The following is a 12,632-nucleotide window of genomic DNA, read 5'->3' as shown; positions in this document are numbered from 1 at the left end:
CGGGAAGGGATGCCGGTGAACGACCAGCTGCTCAGCCTCGCCTGCGGGCTGTTCCTGCTCTGCGCGGTCGGCGTGCTCTGGCGCCGGGAGCTGACCGCCCTGATCGGCCTGCTCACCCTGCAGGGCGCCGCGCTCGCCGGCATCGCGGTGCTCCTCGCCCTCGACGACCCGCACCCGGAGGCCCTCGCCGTCGCGGTCGCCGTCGGCGTGCTCAAGGCCGGTGTCCTGCCCTGGCTGCTGCGCCGGATCCTGGCCCGGGTGCCGGCCGCGCGCGAGACCGCGCCGCTGGTCAACGTCGCCGCGTCCCTGCTGGCGGCGGCCGCGATGACCCTGCTGGCGTACGCCGCCGCCCGGCCGCTGGTCGACCTGGCGCCCGCCGCCACCGCCCGGGCCGCGCCGGTCGGCCTCGCCGTGGTGCTGATCGGCTTCTTCCTGGCCGCCACCCGCCGCCGCGCGGTGTCGCAGATCGTCGGCCTGCTGCTGGTCGACAACGGCATCGCCGCGGTGGCGTTCCTGGCCACCGGCGGGGTACCGCTCGTCGTCGAGCTCGGCGTCTCCGCCGACCTGCTCCTGGCCGTACTCGTGCTGCAGGTGCTGACCACCCGGCTGCAGGCGGCGTTCGGCGACACCGACCTGGACGACCTACGAGAGCTACGCGACCGATGACCTCCACCCTCCCCCTGTTCGTCCCCCTGGCCGCACCCCTCGCCGCCGCCCTGACCACGGTGGCGGCCGGCCGCCGGACCGGCGCCTGGGCCGGGGTCGGCGCCGCCGCCGCCATCCTCGCCGCCGGCGTCGCCCTCGCCACCAACGGCTCGGCGGCGGTGAGCGCCGGGCTGCTGCGGGCCGACGCGCTGACCGCGTTCATGCTGATCGTCATCGGGGCGGTCGCCACCATCGCCTGCTGGGCCGGCGTCCACCAGCTCGCCGACAACGCGGAGACCCCGGCCGCCGCCCGCCGGTACCTGATCCTGGTCCAGCTCTTCCTGGCCGCGATGAGCCTGGCCGTGCTCGCCGACAACCTCGGCGTGCTCTGGGTCGCGGTCGAGGCGACCACGATCGTCACCGCGTTCCTGGTCGGCCACCGGCGCAGCCGGGCCAGCGTGGAGGCCGCCTGGAAGTACGTGGTGCTCTGCTCGGTCGGCATCGCGATCGCGTTCCTCGGCACCGCCTGCGTGTACGCCGCCGCGGTCGCGGCCGACCTGCACGGCACCGCCGCCCTCAACTGGACCCACCTGACCGGGCACGCCGGCGCCCTGGAGCCCGACCTGATCCGGCTCGCCACCGGTCTGCTCCTGCTCGGCTTCGGCACCAAGGCCGGGCTGGCCCCCATGCACGCCTGGCTGCCCGACGCGCACAGCCAGGCACCGGCACCGGTCTCCGCGCTCATGTCCGGCGTCCTGCTGTCGGTCGCCTTCTACGCGATCTGGCGGTACAAGCCGATCGCCGACGCCGTCCTCGGCCCCGGGTACCTGCGCGTCCTGCTGCTGGTCGCGGCCCTCGCCTCGCTCGCCGTCGCGGCCGGGCTGCTCATCGCCCAGCAGGACTACAAGCGCATGCTCGCGTACTCCTCGATCGAGCACATGGGACTGATCGCCCTCGGTACCGCCACCGGCAGCCGGCTGGCCATCACCGCCACCCTGCTGCACGTGCTCGGCCACGGGCTGAGCAAGGCGGTCGCGTTCTGCGGCGCCGGCCACCTGCTGCGGCTCTCCGGCAGCTCCCGCATCGCCGCCGTGCGGGGCCTCGCCGCCCAGCGCCCCGGCCTGGCCGCCTGCCTCGGCCTGGCCGTGGTCGCGCTGCTCGGCCTGCCGCCGTTCAGCCTCTTCGCCTCCGAGCTCGCCATCGCCCGCGCCGGCCTGGCCGCCGGGCAGGGGTGGGCGGTCGCGGCCGCGTTCACGCTGGTCCTGGTCGCTTTCGCGGCCCTGGCCCGAAACGGCACCGCGATGCTGCTCGGCCCGCCCGGCTCGCTCCCGGCGGGCGAGGCCCGGCCCGGGGCCGCCGCCGTCGTGCCCCTCGCCCTCGGCCTCGCGGCCGCCGCGGTGCTCGGCATCAGCCTCGGCCCGCTGCAGGACCTGCTGCACACGGCCGCCACCACCGTGACCGGGGGGCGGTGACCGTGACCGCGACCCAGGTCGTCGACGTCACCGCCGACACCCTCGCCGACCACGCCCGGAAGCTGCTGGACGGCGGCGCCCGGCTCGCGCTCGTGGCCGCCCACCACGACCCGCCCGACCACCCCGGCGGGGCCGCCATCCGCGTCGTGTACCTGTTCACCGCCGGCCCGCCGGACCGCCGTACCGAGCTGCACCTGCGCACCGACCCCGACCACCCCACCGTGCCCAGCCTCGCCGCGCTGTCGTTCCCGGCCGGCCGCTTCGAGCGCGAGATGCACGACCTGTACGGCGTGCACCCGCAGGACCATCCGCTCCCCCGCCGCCTGGTCCGCCACCCGCACTGGCCGCACGGCTGGCACCCGATGCGCGCCGACGCCGGACCCCGCCCGCCGCTGGCCGCCACCGAACCCTTCCCGTTCCTCACCGTCCAGGGCCCCGGCGTCTACGAGATCCCGGTCGGCCCGGTGCACGCCGGGCTGATCGAGCCCGGCCACTTCCGGTTCTCCGTGGTCGGCGAGACCATCCTCAAGCTCAAGGCCCGCCTCTGGTACGTCCACAAAGGAATCGAGAAGCTCTTCGAGGGGCAGCCCGCCGGCTCCCGCGTCGGCCTCGCCGAACGGATCAGCGGCGACACCGCGGTCGGCCACGCCCTCGCCTACAGCCTCGCCGTCGAGGACGCTCTCGACATCCCGGTACCGGCCGGGGCGCAGCGGGCCCGCGCCGCCCTCCTGGAGCTCGAACGCCTGCACAACCACGCCGCCGACATCGGCGCCATCTGCAACGACGTCGGGTACGGCATCGCGCACGCGCACACCCAGCGGATCCGCGAGCAGCTGCTCCGCCTCAACCAGCGCACCACCGGCCACCGCCTGCTGCGCGGCGCCGTCTTCCCCGGCGGCACCCAACTCGCCGAGGTGCCCGACCCCGCCACGGTCCAGGCGATCGCCGCCGACCTCGCCGACCTGGTGGCCACCGCCCTGCGCAACACCATCGTCCGCGACCGGCTCACCGGCACCGCCACGCTCACCACCACCCAGGCCGCCGACATCGGCACCCTCGGGTACGTCGCCCGCGCCAGCGGCCTGCCCCTCGACGCCCGGGTCGCCCACCCGCACACCGACCTCGCCGACCTCGCCGGCCTGACCGTCCCGGTCTACGAGGACGGCGACGTGCGCGCCCGCTTCCTGGTCCGCGCCGACGAGGTACAGGCGTCGACCGCGCTCCTGGCCAGCCTGCTACCGTCGCTCACCGCCGGCCGGACCGCGGCCGGGGCCGGGGCTGGGGCCGGGTCCGGGTCCACGGCCGGGTCCGGGTCCACGGCCGGGTCCGGGTCCACGGCCGGGTCCGGGTCCACGGCCGGGTCCGGGTCCACGGCCGGGTCCGGGTCCGCAGCCGGGGCCGGGTCCGCGGCCGACGGCCCCCGGTCCGGGGTCGGCATCGTCGAGGGCTGGCGCGGCACCGTCGTCCACCGCGTCGAGCTACGCCCCGACGGCACCCTCACCCGCGTCAAGGTCGTCGACCCGTCGTTCCTCAACTGGCCCGCACTCCCCGTGGCCCTGGCCAACACGATCGTTCCCGACTTCCCCCTCACCAACAAAAGCTTCAACCTCTCCTACGCCGGCAACGACCTGTAGTCCGCCCGGACCGCGCGCCCCACCGCCCCTCCGACGAAAGAGAAGGACCCGACGCCGGTCGGGCACCCCGAAACCGGTCGGCGCGGCGATCGTGGTATTCCGGTGCCCCTCTGCGGGCACCTGGGTACCACGATCTCAACGACCGCCCGGTGCTCGCCGGTTAGGCCGGCGGGAGGAGGGGTGACCAGCGGCGGAGGATGAGGCCGCGGGAGCGGCGATCCGGACCCCGTGCCACTCGCCCTAGATCTTGATCAATGCGGGCCGTCCCAGCAGATCGTGGTACGGATCCGCCGCCCCGGGGGCACCTTCGTACCACGATCTCGACCGCCGCCCGGCGAACTACCGTGAGTGGCATTGTGCCCCGACCGTCGCTCCCGCGCCTGGTCACGGTCCCCCTCCTCGCCAGCGGCGAGGGCGCTCGCCCCCGACGGCCGTCCCACGAGCGGTCCATGTCTCTTCGGGCGGCTACCGGGCTGCCCCGTCTGCGCGGGCAGCTCCAGAGCTTCACGCACGCACGTCCCGGGTCCGGCGGCGGACGCGCGCGTGAAGCCCGCGCGGAGGTGGCAGCGGAGGCCGGGGAAGTCGGCGAGCGCTGCGAGCCGCCGGCCGCAGCGGTGCCCGCGGGAAAGCACCCCCAAGAAAACGCTCCGCTGCGCTCCACGTTTCCCCGGGGACCCCGCGCGTGCGGTCCGCAGGTGATGCGGACCGGGGCACATCTGTCTGGTCCGTGATCGAAGCTCCCTTCACGTCGTTCTAGCGACTTGAGGGGAGCTTCGATCACAGCCCATCAGGCCGACTCCGAAAGCGGTCTAGGTTGTCAGGGCGGTGGCGGCGACCATGCCTACGTATGCGGCGCCGAGGCCGCCGGCGAGGCTGGCGGTGATGTTGGCGAGGGCGTAGAAGCGGGCGCCGTCCTGGGCCAGGCGGAGGGTCTCGTAGCTGAACGTCGAGTACGTGGTCAGCGCGCCGCAGAAACCGGTCCCCAGGGCGGCCGTCACGGCGGGGCTGGCGGGGAGGGCGGCGAGGAAGCCGAGCAGGGCGGAGCCGGCGACGTTGACGGCGAGGGTGCCCCACGGGAAGACGGAGTCGTGGCGGGCCTGGACGAGCCGGTCGACCAGGTAGCGCGCCGGGGCGCCCAGGGCGGCGCCGAGCACGACCAGCAGTACGGTCACCGGCCGGTCTCCCGGGCCTGGCCGGCGACGGCGTAGCGCTCCTGGTCGGCGGGGCGGGACCGGCGGGCGAGCGCGGCGCCGGTCGCGGCGGTGCCGGCCCAGACCGCGAGCAGCGCGCCGGCCATCGTCGCGGCCAGGTAGAGCAGGGCGGTGCCCGGGGCGCCGTCGGCGACGGTGCGCTGGGTGTCGACGACGTACGTGGAGAAGGTCGTGTAGCCGCCGAGCACACCGACGCCGAGGAACGGGCGGATCAGGCGCCGGCCGCTCCACACCTGGTCGACCAGGGCCATGAGGACGCCGATGAGCAGGCAACCGGAGAGGTTCGCCGCGAACGTCGCCCAGGGGAACCCGCCGGGCGGGCGCGGGACCGCCTCGGCGAGCCCGTACCGGGCCAGGGCGCCGAGCACGCCGCCGGCCGAGACGGCCACGAGCACCGGCCACGGGCTGGGGCTCAGCTCGCGCCGCTGGCCGGGGATGTGGAGATCGACGTCCGGGTCGACGCTCCGGGCGGGGTCGGTCATGCGCTCCTCCTACCAGCACGCATGGTCGGCTTGCCGGTAGGGACCGTTGGCGGTCGGCGCGGTTTACCCCCGGGGGGGTCGGCGGGCCCCACCGCCGCGCGACGCCGGGATCGCGTCGTCCCGACCACATTACCCCGGCCGCGGCCGGCCTCGGGACCAAGGTCCCGAGCTGGTCGGTTCCCTTCGGCACTGGGAGACGCCGCCTCCGCCTTGGTACCACCGGAAGTGACGACCTGCGTCGAGCGAGAGGCGGCCGGTGATGCCCAAGTACGTGTTCGACTTCGTGGAGGGTGGAAAAGACCTCAAGGACCTGCTGGGTGGCAAGGGCGCCAACCTCGCCGAGATGACCCGGCTGGGGCTGCCGGTGCCACCGGGGTTCACGATCAGCACCGAGGCGTGCCGCGCCTACCTGGCCGGCGGCACCGTGCCGGACGGGCTGTTCGACCAGGTGAACGCCCACCTGCAGCTGGTCGAGGAGCGGCTGGGGAAGGCGCTCGGCGACCCGGCCAACCCGCTGCTGCTCTCCGTCCGCTCCGGCGGGAAGTTTTCCATGCCCGGCATGATGGACACCGTCCTGGACATCGGGCTGACCGACGTGAGCGTGCAGGGCCTGGCCGCGCAGAGCGGCGACCCGCGGTTCGCGTGGGACTCGTACCGGCGGCTGATCGGCATGTTCGGCAAGACGGTGTGCGGGGTGCCGGGCGAGGCGTTCGAGCACGAGCTCGACGCGCACAAGAGCCACGCCGGCGTCGCCACGGACGCCGAGCTCAGCACCGCCGACCTGCGGCACCTCGTCGACGCGTACAAGAAGGTCTTCCACGACCACACCGGCCGCGAGTTCCCGCAGGCGCCGCACGAGCAGCTGTACCTGGCGATCGAGGCGGTCTTCAAGTCGTGGAACACCGAGCGGGCCGTGCTGTACCGCCGGCAGGAGCGGATCCCGCAGGACCTCGGTACCGCCGTGAACGTGATGGCGATGGTCTTCGGCAACCTCGGCCCCGACTCCGGTACCGGCGTGGCGTTCACCCGCGACCCGGCCACCGGCGTGCGCGGCGTGTACGGCGACTACCTCGCCAACGCGCAGGGCGAGGACGTCGTCGCCGGGATCCGCAACACCGTGCCGCTGCAGGAGCTGGAACGGATCGACCGGCACAGCCACCACCAGCTGCTGTCCATCATGGACAAGCTGGAGCACCACTACCGCGACCTGTGCGACATCGAGTTCACCATCGAGCGGGGCAAGCTGTGGATGCTGCAGACCCGGGTGGGCAAGCGCACCCCGGCCGCCGCGTTCACGATCGCCGCCCAGCTCGTCGACGAGGGCGTCATCGACCTGGACGAGGCGCTGCGCCGGGTCACCGGCGCGCAGCTGGCCCAGCTGATGTTCCCCCGCTTCGACCGCGCGGCCGCACCCGAGCCGCTCGCGGTCGGCGTGCCGGCCTCCCCCGGCGCGGCCAGCGGCCGGGTGGTGTTCGACGCGGCCCGCGCGGCCGAGCGCGCCACCGCCGGCGACAAGGTCATCCTGGTCCGGCGGGAGACCAACCCGGACGACCTGCCCGGCATGATCGCCGCGCAGGGCATCCTCACCTCGCGCGGCGGCAAGACGTCGCACGCCGCCGTGGTGGCCCGGGGCATGGGCAAGACCTGCGTCTGCGGCGCGGACGCGCTCGACGTGGACACCGACAGTGCACGGTTCACTGTGGACGGTACGGTCGTGTCCGAAGGGGACGTCGTCTCGATCGACGGCGCCACCGGCGAGGTCTTCCTCGGCGAGGTGCCGGTGCACCCCTCCCCCGTCGCCCGCTACTTCGAGGGCGAGGAGCCGGCCGGGCAGGACGCGCTGCTCGACGCCGTTCACCGGCTGATGCTGCACGCCGACCGGTCGCGGCGGATGGAGGTCCGGGCGAACGCCGACACCGGTGGCGACGCGGCGCGGGCGCGGCGGTTCGGGGCCGAGGGGATCGGCCTGTGCCGCACCGAGCACATGTTCCTCGGCGAGCGCCGCGCCCTGGTGGAGCGCCTCATCCTGGCCGAGACCGCGGCCGACGCGGACGGCGAGCGGGAGGCGGCGCTGGCCGCGCTGCTTCCCTTGCAGCGGGCCGACTTCGTGGAGATCTTCGAGGCGATGGACGGGCTGCCGGTCACCGTGCGGCTGATCGACCCGCCGCTGCACGAGTTCCTGCCCCCGCTGGAGGAGCTGACCGCGAAGGTGGCCCGGGCCGAGGCGCTCGGCCAGGACCCGGGGCGGGACGGCGCCCTGCTCGGCGCGGTGCGGCGGATGCACGAGCAGAACCCGATGCTGGGGCTGCGCGGCGTGCGGCTCGGCCTGGTCGTGCCCGGCCTCTTCGCCATGCAGGTGCGGGCGATCGCCGAGGCGGCCGCCGACTGCGCCGCCCGCGGCCGCTCCCCCCGGCCGGAGATCATGGTGCCGCTGGTCGCGGCCGTGCAGGAGCTCGAGGCCGTGCGCGCCGAGGCGGAACGCATCCTCGACGAGATCGGCGGCCTGCCGCACGTGCGGATCGGCACGATGATCGAGGTGCCCCGGGCGGCGGTCACCGCCGGCGAGATCGCGGGTGCGGCGGAGTTCTTCTCGTTCGGCACGAACGACCTGACCCAGCTCGGCTGGGGCTTCTCCCGGGACGACGTGGAGGGCACGTTCTTCCCGCGCTACCTGGGGATGGGCATCTTCGGCGTCTCGCCGTTCGAGTCGCTGGACGTGCCCGGCGTGGGCCGGCTCGTGCGGATGGCCGCCGACGAGGGCTGGGCGGCCCGCCCGGACCTGAAGATCGGCGTCTGCGGCGAGCACGGCGGCGACCCGGACTCGATCCACTTCTTCCACGCGATCGGCCTGGACTACGTCTCCTGCTCCCCGTTCCGGGTGCCGGTGGCCCGCCTGGAGGCCGGCCGCGCCGCGGTCGCGTCGGCGGCGGCCGGGTCCGACAGCCGTTAGGAGACACGCCATGCTCGACACGATCGTCCGCCCGGACCAGGGTCCGGCGACCGAACCGGTGGGACCGCCGGTCGCGCTCGCCGGCTCCGAGCCGGTCACGCTGGTACCGGTGCTGCGCGGCTACGCCCGCCCGATCGGCGCGTACGTCATCGCCCGCGGGAACGTCCACTACCGGCCCGCGTACGACCTGCGGGAGGTCCTCGCGGCCGTCGCGGTCGTGGCCGCCGCGGTCGCGTTCACCCGCCGGCGCCGCCCGGCGATCGGCGCCGTCCACATGGGACCCGGCGGGTGGGTGAGCCTCAAGGGCGTACCCGCGCCGGCCCTCACCGCCGACCGGCCGTGGTGGGCCCGCCTCCTGCGGGCCCGGCGGCTGGTCCTCGAAACACCCACCCGCACAAGGAGAAGAAGATGCGCGCGTCCGTCGTAACCAGCTTCGACAAGCCACTGGAGATCAAGGACATCCCGGTACCGGCGCCCGGCCCCGGCCAGCTGCTGGTCCGGATCGAGGCGAGCGGCCTGTGCCACACCGACATCCACGCCGCGCGGGGCGACTGGCCGGTCAAGCCCACCCTGCCGCTCATCCCCGGTCACGAGGGTGTCGGCATCGTGGAGAAGCTCGGCGACGGCGTCACCGAGCACGCGGTCGGCGACCGGGTGGCCCTGCCCTGGCTCGGCTACGCCTGCGGCACCTGCCACTACTGCGTCAGCGGCTGGGAGACGCTCTGCGAGGCGCAGCAGAACACCGGCTACTCGATCGACGGCGGCCACGCCGAGTACGCGGTCGCCGCGGCCCGCTACGCCGTGCGCGTACCGGACGGGGTCGACCCGGTCGAGGCGGCGCCGCTGACCTGCGCCGGCGTCACGACGTACAAGGCGATCAAGGTCGCCCGGGTGCACCCCGGTGACCGGGTCGGGATCTTCGGCATCGGCGGGCTCGGGCACCTGGCCCTGCAGTACGCCCAGGTCTTCGGCGGGCAGACCGTCGCGGTCGACGTGACCGGGGAGAAGCTCCGGCTCGCCGCCTCCCTCGGCGCCACCGACGTGGTGAACGCGGCCGCGACCGACCCGGTCGCCGCGATCGGCGCGCTCGGCGGCGTCGACGTGGCCGTGGTCGTGGCCGCCAACCCGAAGGTGCTGGAGCAGGCGCACGCCTCCCTGCGCCGCGGTGGCCGGCTCGTGCTGGTCTCGCTGCCCAAGGAGAACGTGATGCGGCTGCCGATCTTCGAGACCGTGCTCAAGGGCATCACCGTGGTCGGCTCCATCGTGGGTACCCGCGACGACCTGGCCGAGGTCTTCGCGCTGCACGCCGCCGGCCGTACCAAGGTCATCTACGAGGTCCGCAAGCTGGACGAGATCAACACCGCGATCGAGGACGTCCTCGCCAGCCGCGTCCCGGCCCGCCTGGTCCTCCAGCCCTGATCGCCTGGTGGCGTCGTGAACCGGCCCGGGCTTGCGGCACGCTCGGGCCGGGACCAATGGCCCTGTGCGGTTTGGCTCCCTCTCGATCAGGCTAATTGCGGCCTTGACGACCCCAACCTGCGAGAGGCTTGCACCCATGGAGACCACGCTGGAAACGGCGGCGCCGCTGAGCGAGGCGGAGCTCGCGCGCCTCGACGCGTACTGGCGGGCGGCGAACTACCTCACCGTCGGCCAGATCTACCTGCTCGACAACCCGCTCCTGCGCGAGCCGCTGCGCCCGGAGCACATCAAACCCCGGCTGCTCGGGCACTGGGGCACCAGCCCCGGCCTGAGCCTGCTCTACGCCCACCTCAACCGCACGATCGTGGCGCGTGACCTCAACGCGATCTACGTCACCGGCCCCGGCCACGGCGGCCCGGCCATCGTGGCCAACACCTGGCTGGAGGGCACGTACAGCGAACTCTACCCGTCGGTGTCCCGCGACGAGGCCGGCATGGCGCGGCTGTTCCGGCAGTTCTCGTTCCCCGGCGGCATCCCCAGCCACGTGGCGCCGGAGGTGCCCGGCTCGATCCACGAGGGGGGCGAGCTCGGGTACTCGCTGATGCACGCGTACGGCGCCGCGTTCGACAACCCTGACCTGCTCGTCGCCTGCGTGATCGGCGACGGCGAGGCGGAGACCGGGCCGCTCGCCACGAGCTGGCTCTCCAATGTCTTCCTCAACCCGGCCCGCGACGGCGCGGTGCTGCCGATCCTGCACCTCAACGGGTACAAGATCGCCAATCCGACGGTGCTCGACCGGATCCCCCGCGACGACCTGGCCTCGCTGATGCGCGGGTACGGCTACGAGCCGTACATCGTCGAGGGGGACGAGCCGGCCGCCGTGCACCAGCTCCTGGCCGCCACCCTCGACCGGGCGCTGGACGAGATCGCCGCGATCCAGCGGCACGCCCGCACCACCGGCGACACGACCCGGCCGCGCTGGCCGATGATCGTCCTGCGTACCCCGAAGGGCTGGACCGGGCCGTCCACGGTGGACGGCCAGCAGGTGGAGGGGACGTTCCGGGCCCACCAGGTGCCGCTCGCCGGGGTCCGGGACAACCCCGCCCACCTGGTCGAGCTGGAGCAGTGGCTGCGCTCGTACCGGCCGGAGGAGCTCTTCGACCCGACCGGCGCCCCGGTCGCGGAGCTCACCGCGCTGCCGCCGGCCGGTGAGCGGCGGATGAGCGCCAACCCGCACGCCAACGGTGGTGTGGTCCTGCGCGACCTGGTCCTGCCCGACTTCCGCGAGTACGCGGTCGAGGTCGACGAGCCGGGCGGCTCCACCGCCGAGGCGGCCCGGGTGCTCGGCGGCTGGGTCCGCGACGTGGTCCGCGCCAACCCGGACCGGTTCCGGCTCTTCGGCCCCGACGAGGTCGCCTCCAACCGGCTCGGCGCCGCGTTCGAGGTGACCGACCGGGTCTTCCTCGGCGCGCGGTACGACGGCGACGACCACCTCGGCCCGGACGGCCGGGTGATGGAGGTGCTCTCCGAGCACCTGTGCCAGGGCTGGCTCGAGGGCTACCTGCTCACCGGCCGGCACGGCATCTTCACCAGCTACGAGGCGTTCATCCACATCGTCGACGCGATGCTCAACCAGCACGCCAAGTGGCTCAAGGTGACCCGGCACATCCCCTGGCGGCGGCCGATCGCCTCGCTCAACTACCTGCTCTCGTCGCACGTGTGGCGGCAGGACCACAACGGCTTCTCGCACCAGGACCCCGGCTTCATCGACCACGTCGTCAACAAGAAGGCCGAGGTCGTCCGGGTGTACCTGCCGCCGGACGCCAACACGCTGCTCTCCACGATGGACCACTGCCTGCGCAGCCGGCACTACATCAACGTGGTGGTGGCCGGCAAGCAGTCCTCGCCGAACTGGCTGTCGATGGACGAGGCCGTGCTGCACTGCACCCGCGGGCTGGGCATCTGGGACTGGGCCAGCAGCGACAACGGCCAGGAGCCGGACGTGGTGCTGGCCTGCGCCGGCGACGTACCCACCCTGGAGACGCTCGCCGCCGCCGACCTGCTCCGCCAGCACCTGCCCGACCTCAAGGTCCGGGTGGTCAACGTGGTCGACCTGATGCGGCTGCAGCCGGAGAGCGAGCACCCGCACGGGCTGGCCGACCGGCAGTTCGACACGGTCTTCACCACCGACAAGCCGATCATCTTCGCCTACCACGGCTACCCGTGGCTCATCCACCGCCTCACCTACCGGCGCGCCAACCACCGCAACCTGCACGTGCGCGGGTACAAGGAGGAGGGGACCACGACCACGCCGTTCGACATGGTGATGCTCAACGACCTCGACCGCTTCCACCTGGTCATCGACGTCATCGACCGGGTACCGGGCCTGGGCACCCGGGCCGCCCACCTGCGGCAGGCGATGGTCGACGCCCGGCAGCGCTGCCGCGACTACACCCGGCGGTACGGCGAGGACGCGCCCGAGATCACCGAGTGGCGCTGGGTGCACCCGGAGTCCGTGACCAACCCGTGAGAGCGGGTCCGGGCGGGGGTTGCCGACCCCGCCCGGACCCCCGGCGGGCCTCGCCCGGATAGCGGCCGCCCGCGGACCGTTCGCTCCCGCGGGCACTCCCCACCGGAAGCCACCTACGGCGGCGCTCGGCAAAGATCGTGGTACGGATCCGCCCCTCGCTGGGCGGATCCGTACCACGATCCGCCGCGCACCCCGGTCCCGGATCTCGCGACGGCCGGACAAACGTTGCCTACCGCGGAGGGTGAGGCCGCGGGAACGCACCCCCGCGCGACGGTCCGGACCACGACGG

Annotated in this window: 9 protein-coding genes; 7 read left to right on the top strand and 2 right to left on the bottom strand. The window is 73.9% G+C overall.

Annotated features, from left to right (window positions below):
• The first annotated feature begins 15 nt into the window (after nucleotides 1-15).
• Genes RB614_RS05755 through RB614_RS05745 form a run of 3 tightly spaced genes read left to right on the top strand, consistent with a single transcriptional unit; the run spans nucleotide 16 to nucleotide 3,751 of the window.
• The gene (locus RB614_RS05755) at nucleotides 16-666 is read left to right on the top strand and encodes a hypothetical protein (protein ID WP_308711301.1); all 651 of its coding nucleotides are present in this window, start codon (nucleotides 16-18) and stop codon (nucleotides 664-666) included.
• Nucleotides 663-2,117, top strand: coding sequence for a proton-conducting transporter transmembrane domain-containing protein (locus tag RB614_RS05750; RefSeq protein WP_308711300.1), 1,455 nt, complete (start codon nucleotides 663-665; stop codon nucleotides 2,115-2,117). Before RB614_RS05755 ends, RB614_RS05750 begins: the two co-directional genes overlap by 4 nt.
• Before the next feature lie 2 nt (nucleotides 2,118-2,119).
• The gene (locus RB614_RS05745) at nucleotides 2,120-3,751 is read left to right on the top strand and encodes a hydrogenase large subunit (RefSeq protein ID WP_308711299.1); all 1,632 of its coding nucleotides are present in this window, start codon (nucleotides 2,120-2,122) and stop codon (nucleotides 3,749-3,751) included.
• Between the two features lie 809 nt (nucleotides 3,752-4,560).
• On the opposite strand, the gene crcB is transcribed toward RB614_RS05745, so the two are convergent.
• Both crcB and RB614_RS05735 read right to left on the bottom strand, forming a co-directional pair.
• Nucleotides 4,561-4,923: a fluoride efflux transporter CrcB gene (gene crcB, locus RB614_RS05740; RefSeq protein WP_308711298.1), complete on the bottom strand. Its 363-nt coding sequence runs from the start codon at nucleotides 4,921-4,923 to the stop codon at nucleotides 4,561-4,563.
• Entirely contained in the window at nucleotides 4,920-5,444 is a 525-nt protein-coding gene (locus tag RB614_RS05735; protein WP_308711297.1) for a FluC/FEX family fluoride channel, read from the bottom strand. Before RB614_RS05735 ends, crcB begins: the two co-directional genes overlap by 4 nt.
• Nucleotides 5,445-5,703: 259 nt before the next feature.
• Between RB614_RS05735 and ppdK the strand changes: the two genes are divergently transcribed.
• The 4 genes from ppdK (at nucleotide 5,704) to RB614_RS05715 (ending at nucleotide 12,343) form a co-directional block, all read left to right on the top strand.
• A complete protein-coding gene (gene ppdK / locus RB614_RS05730) occupies nucleotides 5,704-8,394 on the top strand; it encodes a pyruvate, phosphate dikinase (protein ID WP_308711296.1) in 2,691 nt (896 codons plus the stop codon).
• A gap of 10 nt (nucleotides 8,395-8,404) precedes the next feature.
• A complete protein-coding gene (locus tag RB614_RS05725) occupies nucleotides 8,405-8,821 on the top strand; it encodes a hypothetical protein (protein ID WP_308711295.1) in 417 nt (138 codons plus the stop codon).
• Entirely contained in the window at nucleotides 8,803-9,813 is a 1,011-nt protein-coding gene (gene adhP, locus RB614_RS05720) for an alcohol dehydrogenase AdhP (RefSeq protein WP_308711294.1), read from the top strand. The genes RB614_RS05725 and adhP overlap by 19 nt, the downstream gene beginning before the upstream one ends.
• Before the next feature lie 136 nt (nucleotides 9,814-9,949).
• Complete coding sequence (locus RB614_RS05715) at nucleotides 9,950-12,343, top strand: phosphoketolase family protein (RefSeq protein ID WP_308711293.1); 2,394 nt, start codon at nucleotides 9,950-9,952, stop codon at nucleotides 12,341-12,343.
• Nucleotides 12,344-12,632 lie beyond the last annotated feature (289 nt).

The organism is Phytohabitans maris (assembly GCF_031085175.1).
Taxonomy (GTDB): Bacteria; Actinomycetota; Actinomycetes; order Mycobacteriales; family Micromonosporaceae; genus Phytohabitans; species Phytohabitans maris.
This window is presented reverse-complemented; position numbering and strand designations above follow the sequence as displayed.